Source organism: Pseudarthrobacter sulfonivorans, from assembly GCF_001484605.1.
Classification (GTDB): domain Bacteria; phylum Actinomycetota; class Actinomycetes; order Actinomycetales; family Micrococcaceae; genus Arthrobacter; species Arthrobacter sulfonivorans_A.
Genome location: NZ_CP013747.1, coordinates 3,717,944 through 3,735,398 on the forward strand (window position 1 = coordinate 3,717,944; position 17,455 = coordinate 3,735,398).

Annotated in this window: 22 protein-coding genes; 21 read left to right on the plus strand and 1 reads right to left on the minus strand. The window is 62.2% G+C overall.

Annotated elements, in window-relative coordinates:
• Positions 1-137 precede the first annotated feature (137 nt).
• From tuf to AU252_RS24820, 3 genes are all read left to right on the plus strand, one after another.
• Positions 138-1,328 carry an elongation factor Tu gene (gene tuf / locus AU252_RS16835; RefSeq protein WP_058931716.1) on the plus strand — a complete coding sequence of 397 codons (1,191 nt, stop codon included), beginning with the start codon at positions 138-140 and terminating at the stop codon, positions 1,326-1,328.
• Positions 1,329-1,483: 155 nt separating this feature from the next.
• Positions 1,484-5,770, plus strand: coding sequence for a hypothetical protein (locus tag AU252_RS16840; RefSeq protein WP_058931717.1), 4,287 nt, complete (start codon positions 1,484-1,486; stop codon positions 5,768-5,770).
• Positions 5,771-5,800: 30 nt separating this feature from the next.
• On the plus strand, positions 5,801-5,926 hold the full coding sequence (locus tag AU252_RS24820; RefSeq protein ID WP_256468624.1) for a hypothetical protein: 126 nt from the start codon (positions 5,801-5,803) through the stop codon (positions 5,924-5,926).
• A gap of 42 nt (positions 5,927-5,968) precedes the next feature.
• Here AU252_RS24820 and AU252_RS16845 read toward each other — a convergent pair whose 3' ends face one another.
• Positions 5,969-7,420, minus strand: coding sequence for a GH1 family beta-glucosidase (locus AU252_RS16845; RefSeq protein ID WP_058931718.1), 1,452 nt, complete (start codon positions 7,418-7,420; stop codon positions 5,969-5,971).
• 434 nt (positions 7,421-7,854) lie between these two features.
• Here AU252_RS16845 and rpsJ point away from each other — a divergent pair, with 434 nt between their 5' ends.
• From rpsJ to rpsE, 18 genes are all read left to right on the plus strand, one after another.
• Positions 7,855-8,163 carry a 30S ribosomal protein S10 gene (gene rpsJ, locus AU252_RS16850; protein WP_038464699.1) on the plus strand — a complete coding sequence of 103 codons (309 nt, stop codon included), beginning with the start codon at positions 7,855-7,857 and terminating at the stop codon, positions 8,161-8,163.
• 17 nt (positions 8,164-8,180) lie between these two features.
• Positions 8,181-8,831 (plus strand): 50S ribosomal protein L3, encoded by a 651-nt coding sequence (rplC, locus tag AU252_RS16855; RefSeq protein ID WP_056344391.1) that lies wholly within the window; start codon positions 8,181-8,183, stop codon positions 8,829-8,831.
• Positions 8,832-8,835: 4 nt separating this feature from the next.
• Entirely contained in the window at positions 8,836-9,459 is a 624-nt protein-coding gene (gene rplD, locus AU252_RS16860; RefSeq protein WP_056344389.1) for a 50S ribosomal protein L4, read from the plus strand.
• The gene (gene rplW, locus AU252_RS16865) at positions 9,456-9,761 is read left to right on the plus strand and encodes a 50S ribosomal protein L23 (RefSeq protein ID WP_018773664.1); all 306 of its coding nucleotides are present in this window, start codon (positions 9,456-9,458) and stop codon (positions 9,759-9,761) included. Before rplD ends, rplW begins: the two co-directional genes overlap by 4 nt.
• A gap of 29 nt (positions 9,762-9,790) precedes the next feature.
• Positions 9,791-10,630, plus strand: a complete 840-nt coding sequence (gene rplB / locus AU252_RS16870; RefSeq protein WP_056344386.1) for a 50S ribosomal protein L2 — start codon at positions 9,791-9,793, stop codon at positions 10,628-10,630.
• 12 nt (positions 10,631-10,642) lie between these two features.
• On the plus strand, positions 10,643-10,924 hold the full coding sequence (rpsS, locus tag AU252_RS16875; protein ID WP_056344384.1) for a 30S ribosomal protein S19: 282 nt from the start codon (positions 10,643-10,645) through the stop codon (positions 10,922-10,924).
• A gap of 38 nt (positions 10,925-10,962) precedes the next feature.
• Positions 10,963-11,328, plus strand: a complete 366-nt coding sequence (gene rplV, locus AU252_RS16880) for a 50S ribosomal protein L22 (RefSeq protein WP_056344381.1) — start codon at positions 10,963-10,965, stop codon at positions 11,326-11,328.
• A complete protein-coding gene (rpsC, locus tag AU252_RS16885) occupies positions 11,329-12,171 on the plus strand; it encodes a 30S ribosomal protein S3 (RefSeq protein WP_056344378.1) in 843 nt (280 codons plus the stop codon).
• Positions 12,172-12,588, plus strand: coding sequence for a 50S ribosomal protein L16 (gene rplP / locus AU252_RS16890; protein WP_056344375.1), 417 nt, complete (start codon positions 12,172-12,174; stop codon positions 12,586-12,588). It abuts the gene before it with no gap.
• A 2-nt stretch (positions 12,589-12,590) separates the two neighbouring features.
• A complete protein-coding gene (gene rpmC / locus AU252_RS16895; RefSeq protein ID WP_058931719.1) occupies positions 12,591-12,920 on the plus strand; it encodes a 50S ribosomal protein L29 in 330 nt (109 codons plus the stop codon).
• A complete protein-coding gene (rpsQ, locus tag AU252_RS16900) occupies positions 12,917-13,225 on the plus strand; it encodes a 30S ribosomal protein S17 (protein ID WP_056344371.1) in 309 nt (102 codons plus the stop codon). The genes rpmC and rpsQ overlap by 4 nt, the downstream gene beginning before the upstream one ends.
• A gap of 762 nt (positions 13,226-13,987) precedes the next feature.
• Positions 13,988-14,356, plus strand: coding sequence for a 50S ribosomal protein L14 (rplN, locus tag AU252_RS16905; RefSeq protein WP_024366126.1), 369 nt, complete (start codon positions 13,988-13,990; stop codon positions 14,354-14,356).
• 3 nt (positions 14,357-14,359) lie between these two features.
• Positions 14,360-14,719 carry a 50S ribosomal protein L24 gene (gene rplX / locus AU252_RS16910; RefSeq protein ID WP_056344369.1) on the plus strand — a complete coding sequence of 120 codons (360 nt, stop codon included), beginning with the start codon at positions 14,360-14,362 and terminating at the stop codon, positions 14,717-14,719.
• On the plus strand, positions 14,719-15,300 hold the full coding sequence (gene rplE, locus AU252_RS16915; RefSeq protein ID WP_056344366.1) for a 50S ribosomal protein L5: 582 nt from the start codon (positions 14,719-14,721) through the stop codon (positions 15,298-15,300). Before rplX ends, rplE begins: the two co-directional genes overlap by 1 nt.
• Before the next feature lie 78 nt (positions 15,301-15,378).
• Positions 15,379-15,777 (plus strand): 30S ribosomal protein S8, encoded by a 399-nt coding sequence (gene rpsH, locus AU252_RS16920; protein ID WP_056344363.1) that lies wholly within the window; start codon positions 15,379-15,381, stop codon positions 15,775-15,777.
• 18 nt (positions 15,778-15,795) lie between these two features.
• Positions 15,796-16,332 carry a 50S ribosomal protein L6 gene (gene rplF / locus AU252_RS16925; RefSeq protein WP_056344361.1) on the plus strand — a complete coding sequence of 179 codons (537 nt, stop codon included), beginning with the start codon at positions 15,796-15,798 and terminating at the stop codon, positions 16,330-16,332.
• Between the two features lie 2 nt (positions 16,333-16,334).
• On the plus strand, positions 16,335-16,718 hold the full coding sequence (gene rplR / locus AU252_RS16930; RefSeq protein WP_058931720.1) for a 50S ribosomal protein L18: 384 nt from the start codon (positions 16,335-16,337) through the stop codon (positions 16,716-16,718).
• Positions 16,715-17,452, plus strand: coding sequence for a 30S ribosomal protein S5 (rpsE, locus tag AU252_RS16935; RefSeq protein ID WP_058931721.1), 738 nt, complete (start codon positions 16,715-16,717; stop codon positions 17,450-17,452). The genes rplR and rpsE overlap by 4 nt, the downstream gene beginning before the upstream one ends.
• Positions 17,453-17,455: the final 3 nt, after the last annotated feature.

Here is a 17,455-nt window from a genome sequence, read left to right on the forward strand (position 1 = left end):
AGGCTCGAGGGACTAGTATTAGTTCCTGAATCTGCAATTTCACCAATCCAAAGCCCCCCAAGTAGACTTGCCTGAGTTTCTGCCGCGATAAGCGCGGTTGAAGGGTAAGTCATTTGAAAACGTTCTAGGAGGAACCTGTGGCAAAGGCAAAGTTCGAGCGGACTAAGCCGCACGTCAACATCGGCACCATTGGTCACGTTGACCACGGTAAGACGACGCTGACTGCCGCCATTTCCAAGGTGCTGTACGACAAGTACCCGACTCTCAACGAGCAGCGCGACTTCGCGTCGATTGACTCTGCTCCGGAAGAGCGCCAGCGTGGTATCACGATCAACATTTCCCACGTTGAGTACCAGACCGAGAAGCGCCACTACGCACACGTAGACGCTCCGGGTCACGCTGACTACATCAAGAACATGATCACCGGTGCTGCACAGATGGACGGTGCAATCCTCGTGGTTGCCGCCACTGACGGCCCGATGGCACAGACCCGCGAGCACGTTCTGCTCGCCCGCCAGGTTGGCGTTCCCTACCTGCTGGTTGCGCTGAACAAGTCGGACATGGTTGACGACGAAGAGCTGCTGGACCTCGTTGAAATGGAAGTTCGTGAGCTGCTTTCGGCTCAGGGCTTCGATGGCGACGAAGCTCCCGTTGTTCGCGTTTCAGGCCTGAAGGCCCTCGAAGGCGACCCCATCTGGGTCAAGTCCGTCGAGGACCTCATGGCAGCGGTTGACGAGTCCGTTCCGGACCCCGTACGTGACCGTGACAAGCCGTTCCTGATGCCGATCGAAGATGTCTTCACGATCACCGGCCGTGGCACCGTTGTAACGGGCCGCGCCGAGCGTGGAACCCTCGCCATCAACTCCGAGGTTGAGATCGTTGGCATCCGCCCGATCCAGAAGACCACGGTTACCGGTATCGAGATGTTCCACAAGCAGCTCGACGAAGCATGGGCCGGCGAGAACTGTGGCCTCCTGCTCCGCGGTCTGAAGCGTGATGACGTAGAGCGTGGCCAGGTTGTCGTCAAGCCGGGTTCCATCACCCCGCACACCGACTTCGAGGCCAACGTCTACATCCTCTCCAAGGACGAAGGCGGACGTCACAACCCGTTCTACTCGAACTACCGCCCGCAGTTCTACTTCCGCACCACGGACGTAACCGGCGTTATCACCCTGCCGGAAGGCACGGAAATGGTTATGCCTGGCGACAACACTGAGATGACCGTTGCGCTCATCCAGCCCATCGCCATGGAAGAGGGCCTCGGCTTCGCTATCCGCGAAGGCGGCCGCACCGTTGGTTCAGGACGCGTTACCAAGATCATCAAGTAATTTACTTGTTGATTACGGAGCTGATCGCCGTCTGACGGCCTGACGCGAAGTTTGGAACAGCCCCGCTGCTAGTGCAGCGGGGCTGTTCTTTGCTACTATTAATCCAATCACTGGATTAATTGTGCAGGCAGGCCTGTCCTTGGAAAGGGATCGCCGTGAGGGACGAATCTTATGAAGCGGGGTACCGCGCCGGTCACCTTCAGGGGTGGCTTGACGCCGTGGCCAAGCTTCAGGCGTCCGGCCAGCCAAGTCCGGGGGCCACGCAATCGCCAAGTTCTGCTGACGCCGACTCACGGCTGGGGGAGGGCCCGCCCCTGGGGCAGCGTACGACGACGGCGGCAGCCGGCAGTGTGCCCACGCCGGCCACGCCAGTGCCCGCCGACGTCAGCATCTCCCTGGTGCCGGCGTCGCCTTTGGCGCCCTTATCGTCGCCGTCGCCCACCGCGTCGGTGCCACCGGGGATTCCGCCGCAGTCTCCGGCCGCCTCGTTCCAGACATATCCGGAGACACCGGCTGAGCGCCAGGCCCGCCGTGAAAAGCGGGACCGGCAGAACATCAACATCACGCTGTACGTGGCCAGCCTGCTGCTGGTGGCTGCCGCAGCACTCTTCATCGGCACCAGCCTTCCGCCCATGTTGCGCTTTGCCGGAGTCTGCGCAGTCACGGCGCTTTTCTATGGCGCGGGATTTGTACTGCACGCCCGGGTCCCGCGGCTGAAGCCTGCTGCCGTGGCGTTCACCGGCACCGGGCTTGCCCTGGTTCCTGTGACCGGGCTGGCACTGTACAACTTCGCATTGCATCACGGCCCGTCTGCCTGGCTGATCACGTCGCTGATCGGTACCGCGGCTTATGTTGCGGCGGCGGTCCGGCTGGAGAGCAGGGTTCTCGTGTACCTTTCCTTCACGTTTGTGGCTTCCACAGCGTTCTCCGGCGTTTCAATCCTGGGTGGCGCGCTCGTCTGGTATTTCGCTGCGCTCATAGCCGTCGCCGTGCTGCTAACTGGCATTGCCCTTGCCCGGCCGCGTTGGCTGCCGCCGGTGTATGTCAGGCCGTTGATGGTCTTGCACCCGTTGGTGGTTCCGGCCGTTGCCGTCGCCGCGACCTGCGTGCCGTTGCACTTGGACAAAGCTGAGTACGCGTTGGTCATCGGGATGTGCGGAGTCTATTTTGCCCTTATGGCCGCTGTTCCGGGGCGGTTCCGGCTGATCAACTTCTATGCGGCACGGGCCGCCCTGACTGTAGCTGCCGCCGTCGAGATCTGGCACCTGACCGGCCGGGGTTCCGATGCCCTGCTCTCCGTCGGCCTACTGTTCGCCGCCCAGGCAGTGGGGCTGGCGTTTCTGTCGGCCAGGCTGACGGGCTGGTTTCCCCAGCAGCACGCAGGCTCGTCCGCCGCCGGCAACAGCCCAAACGCCGCTGGAGAACGCTGGCAGGTTGATGCCCGGGCGACGTTTGCTCTGCAACTCGCTGCCACCACGGCGTTCAGCGTTCAGGAGACCGCTGTCGGCTTCTTCCGCGCTATGGACGGCTACGGTTCAGTCGCAGCGGGTACTACGGTGCCGCTGTGGGTGCCGGTGGCCTTATCGTTGGCCACGGGCATGGTGCTGGCAGCCAAGTGGGCCGGCCGGGCCGAATGGGCCCCCGTGGCCGCACTGGTCTTGGCCGGCATAGTTTCGCCTTCGATGGGCGCGTGGCCGCTCGCCGGAATGCTGCTCGCCGCGGCCGGCTTCTGGGCGATCCGTGGGGTTTTTGCGGCTGGTGATTTCCGCGGCCGGTTGGTTCTGGGGTCCCGGTTGGCCCTCACCTGTGCGGTCCCCGTAACTGTCGCGGCCGTGATGGATGACGGCCCCGGGCGGGCCGAGGCGTCCGTGTTCGCGCTGTTGCTGGCACTCGTGTGCCAGCAACTCCTTACGGCGCTCCTGGAACGCGCGGGCGTGCGGACGTTGGCGCCGGAGGCAACCTTGGGCGTCTTCGGTGCGGGGGGTGCACTGGTTCTGGTCGGGATGCCGTTCATAGAGACCTCGCCGGACCACGGCCTGACAGCCGTTTGCGTGATCATCCAGCTTGCTGCCGCTTTTGTCATCGGAGCCCTGGTGGTTCCACGGCCGGCTACGGAACCGGTCTGGGTTGCAACGGTGTGGGAGGCCTTGCCGCTGGGTATGTCCGTGGTCGCCGCGACGGTCGCGTTCCAAGCCGTTTCACAAGGCGCCGGGAACGTGGCGTTGTTGTTGGTGGTGGCGTATCTGATCATCACTGCGGTTCGTCTGCCCCTGCGCCAACATCGCTGGGCCTACTGGTGGTTCGCCAGGGCGGCAGCCACCGTACTTGCCCTGACAGCTTTTCACCAGCTGCGGCGGGACGGCGGCCCGGTGGTCATCGCGGACGAAGTGGTCCACCCGGCAACGGTCCTGGTGACCGTGCTGGCACTCCAGCTGTGCTTTCCGCTGGTGGCTGCCATCCGCCGTCGAGCTCCCCGCGGGATTCTTGCTGACGCGGGCGCAGTGCTCCTTCTCCAGTTGGCCGGCATTACCAGCCTCTTGCAGTCAGGTTCCGCAGACTGGCAGGAAACCTCCGCTGCAGGACTCGTGGCCCTAGGCGCGGCGGCCTCGGGGTACTTCCTTCGCAGAGTGGCGGGTGCAGTCTGGTTGGCCCCGTTTGCATTTGTTGTGCTGCTGGTCTTCAGCGATGGCGATCCACTTCGGGTGGAACTGATCCTGGGTATCTTCGCGGTCTACTCCACGCTGATGGTGGTGGCCGAGCGACAGCGGGCCAGGAAGGGCTGGTACTTTGTGGCGGCCCGCGTGCTGACGGCAGGCCTCGCGGTGGTCCTCAGCTACGACATCACCGCGTCGCCCACTGTGGTTTCGGTGACCTTTGCCCTGGTGCTCGCGGCCCAGCATGCCGTCCGCTGGGTGATGCGCTCACGGCTGGCTGACATCCCCTTCCAGCAGGCTGCAGTCTGGATCACCCTGGCCGGGCAAGCCTTGCTGCCGCTGGTCTACGTGACGAGGCCGGGCGGCGTCGGGCTGCTGGCGCAGGACGCCGACGGCGGCCGCTGGGTGGTGTTGCTGGAACTGCTGTTGCTGCTGGTCGCTGCTGTGGTGGCCAGGAGACTCTTCAATGCCAACGGAGCCCGCTACTTCGCTGTGTATGCGGCGCTGTTCGGCGTGGTCGCCCTGGGCCCGCTGTTCACGTTTGGCGGGACGTTCCTTGTGACTGCGGTCCTGAGCCACACCGGCACTGCCCTGACTCTGCTGGGTGGTGCGCTGCTTGCAACCGCTGCCGGCATCCTGCGACACCGGCAGAACGCGGGCCGGCAGAACGGGCTCACTCAGAACGGGCACGCGCAGAATGGTCACCAACAGACCGCTGGCGACGCGGACGTCGAGCACTGGCTCTGGCTGGTTACCGCCGGCTCGTTTGCCGGTGTTGGGCTGCTGATCTCGCCGTTGGCGGCCGACTGGGTGGCGGGAGCGGCTGTACTGGTCCTGTCAACCGTGTGCTTTACCGCGTCGCATATCGAGGATCTGCCGGTCCTGTATCCGCCGGCTGCCGTGGCCGCGCTCGGCGGGTCCGTGGCCTTGGCGGCGGAGGCGTATCAGGATGTCCCCGGCGTCTGGGACGGATTCCTGCCATGGCTGACCGGCGCGGGCGTGGCTTCGGCCGCCCTCTATTCCGTGCGGCTCATGCGCAGCGGCCCGTTGCAGGCCGAGCCGGTGCGTCGTTGGTCGCTTGCCGGTGCGGCGTTCCTCGGCCTCATGCTGGTGGTCTTCGTCGGAATCCGGCACGATGCAACGTCCTGGACGGCGGCCGCCGTGCTGGCCGCCGCCGTCGGGGTGTCCTACAGGGAGGCACCCGCAAGGGCGCGACGGATCGCCCTCGAAGTGGGTGCGTTGCTCCTCACCGTAGCCATCCAGCGTGCTGCCATCTTCGAACTGGACGCGCCTGAAGGTCGCACAGGCCGGCTATTGACCGACCTTCCCAGTCCCTTCTGGGTTGTCCAGTGGTACGTGGTCCTGGCCGCTGTCCTCGGTGGCTTGCGCTACTTCGCCGGCAACCAGGCTGCCGGCCGGTTCCTGGTGGGCGCGGCCTCTGCGTTGCTCTCGCTGAGCGGCCTCGGCATAGTGTTCGGCGGGAACGCTGGGCAGCAGCTATGGGTCCTGGTGCTCTTTGCCCTGCTGCTCATGGCAGGCCTTGGACTGGGGGAACGGCTCTTCGTCTGGTGGGGCGCGGCAGGGGTGGCCGTCTGCATTCTGTGGGCCATGCGGCAGTACACGTTCCTGCTGTTGGCGTTCATCGCTGTGGGGCTGATCGTCTTTGCCGTCTGGCGGCTGAACCGTGGAACGGCCGGTCAGGCGCCGGAGGCGGGACCAGAGGTGACCCCGGGTCCTGAGTCCAGCCCGCCGTCCCGCGACCGCCGTGAACCGTCCCGCCGGCACTGATACTGTTGCTGACAGCGAGAGGAGTACATCATGGAATGGCTGATTTTTCTGATCATCGTGGTCGCCGTGGTCGCCGGAGTTTTCTGGGCCAAGAAGCATTTCCGCACCGAGATTGACCGCGCCAAGCGCATCAACCGGGCAAACAAGGACAAGTAGCAAGGCCACTGGGCCTCAGCTGGCCGGGGTGTTCGCCGGTGTTCAGCCGGGCTGGCCTTCGCCGGCCAGCGATTTCCGGGCCTGACTGAGCGCGCGGTACCAGTAGAACGATTCCTTGGGTGTGCGCTCCAGGGTGTCGAAATCCACGTGCACCAGGCCGAAGCGCTGGGAGTACCCCGCGGCCCATTCGAAGTTGTCCATCAGCGTCCAGACGTAGTAGCCGCGGAGGTCCACGTCGTGGGCGATTCCGCCCGGGGCCGTCGCTTCCAGCGCGTGCCGCAGGTGGTCCGCGATGTAATTGATCCGCCCCAGGTCCTGGATAGGGCCGCTCACATGGTTGGGCTCCGGGAAGCTGGCGCCGCTTTCGGTGATGTACAGCGGGGGCAGGTCCCCTTGATAGCGGTCCTTTAGTTCGCGCAGCAGGATGCCAAGGTGCTCCGGCGCTACCGGCCAGCCGAAACCCGTGGTGCCGTATTCGGGGAACGGCTCCTGATGGAACGGCACCCGCACCATCGCCTCGGCAGGACCGGTGGGGCTTTCGGCCGGACCCCGTCCGGCTGCCACCTTCGTGGGGTAGTAATAGTTCACGCCGTAGAAGTCCAGGGGCTGGTGGATGGTGCGGAGGTCGGCGTCGGGGATTCTGCCGAACGACCGGAACCAGGGCTTGGCGATGAGCGGCGGACGGGGGTATCGGCCCAGGAGGACCGGATCGGCATAGATGCGGTTGAGCATCAGGTCGAAAACCAGCGCGATGTATTTGTCCGTGATTTTTCGCGTGGCCGGCCGGACGGGGGAGTGGAGGTTGGTCACGCCGATTCCGCCGCGGACCCCTGCTGCGCGCAGCGCCTGGACGGCCATGCCATGGGCAAGCAGCTGGTTGTGGACAGCAGGAAAGGCATCAAAGAGGAGATCCCGTCCGGGGGCATGGACGCCCAGCGCATAGCCGTTGAGGACTACCGAGGCTGGTTCGTTGAGGGTTACCCACTGGTCTACGCGGTCACCAAAACGCCGGCCGGCCTCGCCTGCGTACTCAGCGAAGCGTTCGGCGGTGGCCCTGTTCATCCAGCCGCCACGGTGCTCCAAGGGCAATGGCGTATCCCAGTGGTAGAGGGTGGCCATGGGGGAGATGCCGGCTTCGAGCAGCTGGTCGATCAGGCGGTCGTAGAAGTCCAGGCCCTGTTTGTTGAACGCGCCGCGGCCGTCCGGCTGGATCCGCGGCCAGGAGATGGAAAAGCGGTAGGAATCCACGCCGAGGTCCCGCATCAGAGCCACATCTTCGGGCGAGCGGTTGTAGTGGTCGCAGGCCACGGCGGGGGAGTGTCCATCAATGATCGCGCCGGGTTTCTCCGCGAAGGCGTCCCAGCCGGAGGGACCCCGTCCGTCAGCGGAGAGGGAGCCTTCGATCTGGAAGGCGGCCGCGGCAACACCCAAGGTGAACGAGCTGGGCAGTAGGTCGGCCAGATCCTGGACGGAAACGTCATTTTCGACGGTCATTCCCCCATCATCCATTCGGATGTTGCCGAAGGCAATGACCCCAGGCCGCGCAGGGCCCGAATGCGCACCGGGCCGGACGGGGAGGTGTCAGCCTGCAGATTCGCTTCTGGGCATAATATCCGGCATACTAGATGAGTTGTTCAAGCGCTTCTTCGTGTCCCGATCCGGATAATGCCGGGTGTCAGGGTCCAAGTGGAAGCCCAAACATAACCCACTCCCCATGGAACTGCGGATTTGTATGCGTGCTAAGCGCGACACGCCCGACCGCGGGGGTCGGTTACGTCGGCAGGTTGAGGAACCCGGATTCATCCGGATTCAGCTTGTGCGGCGGGTGGTAGTTCAGACTTCAAATGCTTCGGCAGCCACATGCAACAAGAAAGTGAACAGAGCAGCCCTCACCGGGAGCAGCACTAACTGAAAGAGAGTCAGGCGACATGGCGGGACAAAAAATCCGCATCCGGCTGAAGTCATATGACCACGAGGTCATTGACGTTTCAGCACGGAAGATCGTTGAGACGGTCACGCGCGCAGGCGCAACGGTAGTTGGCCCCGTGCCGCTGCCAACGGAGAAGAACATTTACTGTGTTATCCGCTCTCCGCACAAGTACAAGGACAGCCGCGAGCACTTTGAAATGCGCACGCACAAGCGTCTTATCGACATCATCGATCCCACGCCGAAGGCTGTTGATTCGCTTATGCGTCTCGACCTGCCGGCCGACGTGAACATCGAAATCAAGCTGTAGGGAGGTGCTGAGAGACTATGACCGCAACCCGTAACGTAAAGGGCCTGCTGGGCACGAAGCTCGGCATGACCCAGGTCTGGGACGAGAACAACAAGCTCATCCCCGTCACTGTGGTCCAGGCAGATTCGAACGTCATCACCCAGCTGCGCAACGCAGACACTGATGGCTACGTAGCTGTTCAGATCGGCTACGGCCAGATCGATCCCCGCAAGGTCACCAAGCCGCTGGCTGGTCACTTTGAAAAGGCAGGCGTCACGCCTCGCCGCCACGTCGTCGAACTGCGCACTGCAGATGCTGACACTTACGAGCTGGGCCAGGAGCTTTCTGTTGAGCTCTTCGAAGCCGGCCAGAAGATCGACGTTATCGGCACCACCAAGGGTAAGGGCTTCGCCGGTGTTATGAAGCGTCACGGCTTCCACGGTGCTCCCGCCTCACACGGTGCTCACAAGAACCACCGTAAGCCCGGTTCAATCGGTGGCGCATCCACCCCGAGCCGCGTCTTCAAGGGCATGAAAATGGCCGGCCGCATGGGCGCCGTTCGTCACACCACGCTGAACCTCACGGTTCACGCAGTTGACGTCGAGAAGTCGCTGCTCCTGATCAAGGGCGCCGTCCCCGGCGCCCGCGGCCAGGTCGTACTCGTACGCACCGCCGTGAAGGGAGCCTAGTTCAATGACTAGCACTGTCAAGGTTGACCTGCCTGCAGAGATCTTCGACGTTCAGACCAACGTGCCGCTGCTGCACCAGGTCGTCGTAGCCCAGCTCGCTGCTGCTCGCCAGGGTACCCACAAAACCAAGACCCGCGCCGAAGTTTCCGGTGCAGGTCGCAAGCCGTTCAAGCAGAAGGGCACCGGCCGCGCCCGTCAGGGTTCAATCCGTGCTCCTCACATGACCGGTGGTGGCGTAGTCCACGGTCCCACACCGCGTGACTACAGCCAGCGCACCCCCAAGAAGATGATTGCTGCTGCACTGCGCGGCGCACTCTCTGACCGGGCACGCAACGGACGCATCCACGTTGTTGCCGAACTGGTGGAGGGCACCAAGCCGTCCGTCAAGAACGCACTGGCAACGCTGCGCGGAGTTTCCGAGCGCAAGAACCTGCTGGTTGTCATCGAGCGCGCCAACGATGTTGCAGCACTTTCCGTGCGCAACCTCGCCGGTGTTCACGTTCTGTACGCAGACCAGCTGAACACCTACGACGTACTCGTCTCTGACGACGTTGTCTTCACCAAGGCTGCCTACGAAGCATTCGTTGCTGACCGGGCAGTAGCAAAGAACGAGGAGGATGCCAAGTGAGTGCAGCCACCATCAAAGACCCGCGCGACGTCGTGCTTGCACCCGTCGTATCGGAAAAAAGCTACGGCCTGATCGATGAGGGCAAGTACACCTTCCTGGTGGACCCCCGCTCGAACAAGACCGAGATCAAGCTGGCCGTGGAGAAGATTTTCTCCGTCAAGGTCGAATCGATCAACACCATCAACCGTGCCGGTAAGCGCAAGCGCACCAAATTCGGATGGGGTACCCGCAAGAACACCAAGCGTGCAATTGTGAGCCTCAAAGAAGGCACCATCGACATCTTCGGCGGTCCGCTCTCGTAGCGGAGACCACTTTAACGAGGAAATAAATTATGGGAATCCGTAAATACAAGCCGACTACCCCGGGCCGTCGTGGCTCGAGCGTAGCGGACTTCACCGAAATCACGCGGTCGACGCCGGAAAAGTCGTTGGTACGTCCGCTGCCCAAAAAGGGCGGCCGTAACAACTCCGGTAAGATCACGACCCGTCACAAGGGTGGTGGCCACAAGCGCCAGTACCGTCTGATCGACTTCCGTCGCCACGACAAAGACGGCGTCAACGCCCGCGTTGCCGAAATCGAGTACGATCCGAACCGTACGGCTCGCATCGCCCTCCTGCACTACGTTGATGGCACCAAGCGTTACATCATCGCCCCGAACAAGCTCTCCCAGGGTGACGTCGTTGAGGCAGGTTCCGGTGCTGACATCAAGCCCGGTAACAACCTGCCGCTGCTCAACATCCCGGTTGGTACCGTAATCCACGCAGTTGAACTGCGTCCGGGTGGCGGCGCCAAGATGGGCCGCTCCGCCGGCGCATCGATCCAGCTTGTTGCCAAGGAAGGCCGCTTCGCCCAGCTGCGTCTGCCTTCCGGCGAAATCCGCAACGTTGACGTGCGCTGCCGCGCAACCGTCGGCGAGGTCGGCAACGCCGAGCAGTCGAACATCAACTGGGGTAAGGCCGGCCGCATGCGCTGGAAGGGCGTTCGCCCGACCGTCCGTGGTGTCGCGATGAACCCGGTTGACCACCCGCACGGTGGTGGCGAGGGTAAGACGTCCGGTGGACGTCACCCCGTCAACCCGAACGGTAAGCGGGAAGGCCGCACCCGGCGTCCCAACAAAGAGAGCGACAAGCTTATTGTTCGTCGCCGTCGTACTGGCAAGAACAAGCGATAGGAGCCTGGACACATGCCACGCAGCCTGAAAAAAGGTCCTTTCGTTGACCAGCACCTCTTTGTAAAGGTGGACAGGGAAAACGAAAAGGGCACCAAGAACGTCATCAAGACCTGGTCCCGCCGTTCGATGATCATCCCCAACATGCTTGGGCACACGATCGCCGTACACGACGGACGCAAGCACATTCCGGTGTTTGTCACTGAGTCGATGGTCGGGCACAAGCTCGGCGAATTCGCTCCCACGCGGACATTCCGCGGCCATGTCAAGGACGACCGTAAGGGCAAGCGCCGCTAGGCGCCTGCACTTACGTCAAAGACGAGAGAAGGAAAGCAATGGAAGCCAAGGCAATTGCGCGTCACATCCGCGTAACGCCTATGAAGGCCCGGCGCGTCGTCAACCTTGTTCGTGGTAAGCAAGCGAATGAGGCTCTGGCAATTCTGAAGTTTGCCCCCCAGGCAGCTTCGGAGCCGGTATTCAAGGTAGTACAGTCGGCAATCGCAAACGCCCGGTCCCTCGCGGACCGCGACGGTGTTTCGTTTGACGAAAGCGACCTCATCATCAGCGAAATGTTCGTTGATGAAGGCCCGACCATGAAGCGGTTCCAGCCGCGTGCTCAGGGTCGTGCATTTCAGATCAAGAAGCGCACCAGCCACATCACTGTGGTAGTCGCTACACCTGAGAAAGAGGAGGCTCGCTAAGTGGGACAGAAAGTTAACCCGCACGGGTTCCGACTCGGCATCACCACCGATCACGTATCGCACTGGTTCGCTGACAGCACCAAGCCCGGACAGCGGTACAAGGACTTCGTTCGCGAAGACATCCGTATCCGCCAGCTCATGTCAGTTGGCATGGAGCGCGCCGGTATCGCCAAGGTTGAGATCGAGCGCACCCGTGACCGTGTCCGCGTGGATATCCACACGGCACGTCCCGGTATCGTTATCGGCCGCCGCGGCGCTGAAGCAGACCGCATCCGCGGCGAGCTTGAGAAGCTGACGGGCAAGCAGGTCCAGCTGAACATCCTCGAGGTCAAGAACCCCGAGATGGAAGCACAGCTTGTTGCCCAGGGCGTTGCTGAGCAGCTGACTTCCCGCGTGGCTTTCCGCCGTGCGATGAAGAAGGCCATGCAGTCCGCTCAGCGTGCAGGTGCCAAGGGCATCCGTATCGCCTGCTCCGGTCGACTGGGTGGCGCAGAAATGTCCCGCTCGGAGTTCTACCGCGAAGGCCGTGTGCCCCTGCACACCCTCCGTGCGAACATCGACTACGGCTTCTACGAGGCCAAGACCACCTTCGGCCGCATCGGCGTGAAGGTCTGGATCTACAAGGGTGACGTCACCGCGAAGGAACTGGCTCAGCAGGCAGCTGCTGCTCCGTCCCGTGGCCGCGGCCCCAGCGACCGTCCGGGCCGCCCGGGTGGCGCCGGCGGCGCTGACCGTGGTGACCGCCGCCGTCGTACCGACCGTCCGGCAGCAGAGGCAGCTCCGGCTGCCGAGGCTCCGGCAGTTGAGGCTGCACCTGCTGCAGTAGAAGGAGGACAGGCTTAAATGCTTATCCCACGTCGAGTCAAGCACCGTAAGCAGCACCACCCGGGTCGTTCCGGCGCTGCTACGGGCGGCACCAAGGTCTCCTTCGGTGAGTGGGGTATCCAGGCTCTGAGCCCGGCATACGTCACCAACCGTCAGATCGAGTCTGCCCGTATCGCGATGACCCGCCACATCAAGCGTGGCGGCAAGGTCTGGATCAACATCTATCCGGACCGTCCGATCACCAAGAAGCCTGCCGAAACCCGCATGGGTTCCGGTAAGGGTTCACCGGAATGGTGGGTCTCAAACGTCAAGCCGGGCCGGGTTCTCTTTGAGATCTCCGGCGTCGAGGAATCGGTAGCTCGCGAGGCCCTGCGCCTGGCAATCCACAAGCTCCCGTTGAAGGCACGCATTTTGCGTCGCGAAGGTGGTGAATAGAAATGGCAGTAGGATCCAAGGAACTTGCATCCGCACAGCTGGACACGTTCGACAACGAGCGCCTCGTTGAAGAACTCCGGAAGGCTAAGGAAGAGCTGTTCAACCTGCGTTTCCAGTCCGCCACCGGTCAGCTGGAGAACCACGGTCGTCTGCGCGCGGTAAAGAAGGACATCGCACGCATCTACACCGTTCTCCGTGAGCGCGAGCTGGGCATTCGTGCCGAGGTTGCCGCACCGGTTGTGGAAGCCAAGGAAGAGAAGAAGTCCAAGAAGGCTGCAACCAAGAAGGCCGAAACGGCTGAAACGGTTGAGGCCGAGGAGGATGCCAAGTGAGTGAAAAGGACGAGAACGTGACGGAAACTGTTTCCGCAGCAGCTACGGCTGGCGAACGCGGTGACCGTAAGACGAAGCGTGGCTACGTAGTCTCGGACAAGATGGAAAAGACCATCGTTGTCCAGGTAGAAGACCGCGTAAAGCACGCTTTGTACGGCAAAGTCATCCGCCGCAACACGAAGATCAAGGCTCACGACGAAGAGAACAGCGCTGGCATCGGCGACCTCGTTCTCCTCGCCGAGACCCGCCCGCTGTCCGCTACCAAGCGGTGGCGTCTGGTCGAGATCCTCGAAAAGGCCAAGTAACACCCCGCAGCCTGCTTGCAGGTACTGCACTGGAAACCCCCGTCCCCTTTTGGGAGCGGGGGTTTTCCGCATTTCCCGGCGGGTGGGCTGGCTGGGTGTGTCACGCGGAGCAGGTTTTTGGGGGACGGCCGACGGCGGGACGCCCGGTTTCCGGGGGAGTGGCACGGCTGGTGGGCCGAAAGCGTGCCGTGCGTGACGCCGTCGTCGCGCGTTTGCATCAGGACGCTCTCTCACTTAATGCGGGAAATCCCCGGACGCTCTCTCACTTTTCTTAGGAAAGTGAGAGAGCGTCGTTCAAAAATCTGCATCAAGTGAGAGAGCGTCCGCCGAAAAGGCGCGTTAAGTGAGAGAGCGTCCGACGGCGGGAGGCCGGGTTTCCGGGGGAGTGGCACCGCCGGTGGGCCTAAAGCGTGCCGTGCGTGACGCCGTCATGCGTAGCCGGCTCTGGAGGGCAGCGGTTGTGCTGTGGCTGCCGCCGTGTGATATGGGAGATTGCCTTAACTGTGCTAGGATATTGAGTTTGTATGGCGCCCTCTGTGCGCCGTCATCAACCTCGTAAACAATCGTGCCACGGCATAGTGCCCCCTCGTGCTTCGGACCTGTCCGGATTCGCTTGGGAAGCAAATGTTTTTGGCACGGGCGTTTAGGCCTGGTCTGGCAAAATCCAGGCAGGTCAAGAGACACCCCGATCAACCGTTCCGCAAGGCTCATTCCGTAGGAAGATTTTCGGTCTGAGAACCGGCGCGACGCAAGGAGTAAATAGTGATTCAGCAGGAGTCGCGACTCAAGGTCGCCGACAACACGGGTGCTAAGGAAATCCTTACCATTCGCGTTCTCGGTGGATCTGGCCGTCGCTACGCAGGCATTGGCGACGTCATCGTCGCTACCGTCAAGGATGCAATTCCGGGCGGCAACGTAAAGAAGGGCGATGTTGTTAAGGCAGTCATCGTCCGTACCAAGAAGGAACGCCGCCGTGCGGATGGTTCCTATATCAAGTTTGACGAGAACGCAGCTGTGATCCTGAAGGCTGACGGTGACCCCCGCGGTACCCGTATCTTCGGACCGGTTGGTCGTGAACTTCGTGACAAGAAGTTCATGAAGATCGTTTCTCTGGCTCCGGAGGTGCTTTAGTCCATGGCTAAGATCAAAAAGGGTGACCTCGTTCAGGTCATCACTGGCGCCAAGGCTGAGCGCGGCGGCGACAAAGGCAAGCAGGGCAAGGTTCTGCGCGTATTCCCGGAGACCAACCGCGTGTTGGTCGAAGGCATTAACCGCGTAACCAAGCACACGAAGGCCGGTCAGTCGCAGCGCGGCACCAAGACTGGTGGCATCGAGGTCGTAGAAGCTTCGGTCCACATCTCCAACGTGGCTCTGGTTGACCCGTCCACCAAGAAGCCCACCCGCGTTGGTTTCCGCACCGAGACCGTGGAGCGCAATGGCGTGAAGCGCGACGTGCGTGTCCGCGTGGCCAAGAGCTCCGGGAAGGACATCTAATGACTGAGACTCTCGAGACTCCGGCAGCGAAGATCGTTCCTCGTCTGAAGACCAAGTACGCCGATTCCATCAAGAGCACGCTCGTTGAGGAATTCAAGTACAGCAACGTTAACCAGGTTCCCCGCCTGGTGAAGGTCGTTGTGAACATGGGTGTTGGAGATGCCGCTAAGGACTCCAAGCTGATCGACGGCGCTGTCCGCGATCTGACCCTGATCACCGGCCAGAAGCCGCAGGTAACCAAGGCCCGCAAGTCGATCGCACAGTTCAAGCTGCGCGAAGGCATGCCCATCGGCGCACACGCAACTCTGCGTGGAGACCGCATGTGGGAATTCCTGGATCGTCTGGTCACGCTGGCTCTGCCCCGTATCCGCGACTTCCGCGGCCTCAGTGGCAAGCAGTTCGACGGCAACGGCAACTACACCTTCGGTCTGACCGAGCAGGTTATGTTCCACGAAATCGACCAGGATTCCATTGACCGCGTACGCGGCATGGACATCACGGTTGTAACCACCGCCAAGACCGATGACGAAGGCCGCGCGCTGCTCAAGGCGCTTGGTTTCCCGTTCAAGGCCGAAGACTAATCTAACTACGTAACAGGTCCTTCGCTGATGCTTCATGCAGCAGCGAGGAAACCGTTATGAGGAAGGGCAAGAGCCCAAATGACAATGACTGATCCGGTCGCAGACATGCTTACGCGTCTGCGCAATGCAAACTCGGCGTACCACGATTCCGTGTCCATGCCGTACAGCAAGCTCAAGGCACGCGTTGCCGACATCCTGAAGGCTGAAGGTTACATCGCCTCCTGGAAAGAAGAAGACGCAGAGGTTGGCAAGAAGCTGACCCTGGACCTTAAGTTCGGACCGAACCGCGAGCGTTCAATCGCTGGCGTTCGCCGCATTTCCAAGCCGGGCCTGCGTGTTTACGCAAAGTCCACCAACCTCCCGCACGTGCTCGGTGGCCTGGGTGTCGCAATCCTGTCCACCTCTTCCGGCCTCTTGACTGATAAGCAAGCCGGCAAGAAGGGCGTGGGCGGCGAAGTCCTCGCCTACGTCTGGTAACGGGAAAGGAAGAGAATAATGTCACGTATTGGACGTCTCCCCATCACCGTTCCTGCCGGCGTTGAGGTCAAGGTTGACGGCTCTGTCGTCAGCGTCAAGGGTGCCAAAGGCGAGCTGAACCACACTGTGGCCAGCCCGATCGAGGTTTCCCTGGAAGCAGAGACCCTGACTGTCGCCCGCCCGAACGACGAGCGCGCCTCCCGTTCACTCCACGGCCTGACCCGCACCCTGATCTCCAACATGATCGAGGGCGTTACCAAGGGCTACGAGAAGAAGCTTGAAATCGTTGGTACTGGTTACCGCGTTCAGGCCAAGGGATCTGACCTTGAGTTCGCTCTCGGCTACAGCCACCCGGTAAATGTCACCGCACCGGACGGCATCACCTTTGCAGTTGAGACCCCGACCAAGCTCTCTGTTTCAGGTATCAACAAGCAGCAGGTCGGCGAGGTTGCTGCCAACATTCGCAAGCTGCGGAAGCCGGACCCCTACAAGGGCAAGGGCATTCGCTACGCAGGCGAAGTCATCCGCCGCAAGGTCGGAAAGGCTGGTAAGTAACCATGGCCATCTCAATTAACAAGAAGCGTACGAACAAGAGCAAGTCTGCTTCGCGCAGCCGCCGCCAGCTTCGTATCCGCAAGCGCATCTCCGGCACGGCTGTACGTCCTCGTCTGGTCGTCAACCGCTCCGCACGCCACGTATTCGTCCAGGTTGTCGATGACACCAAGGGCCTGACCGTAGCAAGCGCCTCCACACTGGAAGCCGATCTTCGTGCATTCGAAGGTGACAAGACCGCCAAGGCCAAGCGCGTTGGCGAGCTCGTCGCCGAGCGTGCGAAGGCTGCCGGTATCGAAGCAGTTGTCTTCGACCGCGGTGGTAACAAGTACCACGGCCGAATTGCTGCTGTCGCTGACGGCGCACGTGAAGGTGGGCTGTCACTGTGACGGAAGCAAACAAGGAAAAGGACACTGTGTCTGCAGATCAGAAGGCTACTGAAGCCGTAGCTGCTCCGGCCACTGAGACCACTGCGCCCGCAGCTGCTGCCGATGACCGCCGTGGTGGCGCTCGTCGTGGCGAGCGTGGCGACAAGGGCCAGGGCGGTCGCGATGGCGGCCGTGGTGGCCGTGGTGGCCGTGACGGCGGCCGCGAAGCCGAGAAGAGCCAGTTCATTGAACGCGTTGTCACCATCAACCGCGTTTCCAAGGTGGTCAAGGGTGGTCGTCGCTTCAGCTTCACCGCTCTGGTCGTCGTTGGTGACGGTAACGGCATGGTCGGCGTGGGCTACGGCAAGGCTAAGGAAGTTCCTGCCGCAATCGCGAAGGGCGTTGAAGAGGCTAAGAAGTCCTTCTTCCGCGTTCCCCGCATTGGCAACACCATCCCGCACCGCGTTCAGGGTGAGGCCGCTGCCGGCGTCGTAATGCTGCGTCCGGCTTCCGCCGGTACCGGTGTTATTGCCGGTGGTCCGGTCCGCGCCATCTTGGAGTGCGTGGGCATCCACGACATCCTCTCCAAGTCGCTGGGTTCCTCCAACGCCATCAACATCGTTCACGCGACTGTTGCTGCGCTGAAGCAGCTCGAAGAGCCGGCAGCAGTGGCAGCACGCCGCGGCCTGCCGCTGGACGAGGTTGCTCCGCCGGCAATGGTGAAGGCAATCCTGAACCAGAAGGCGGGTGTCTAAGCC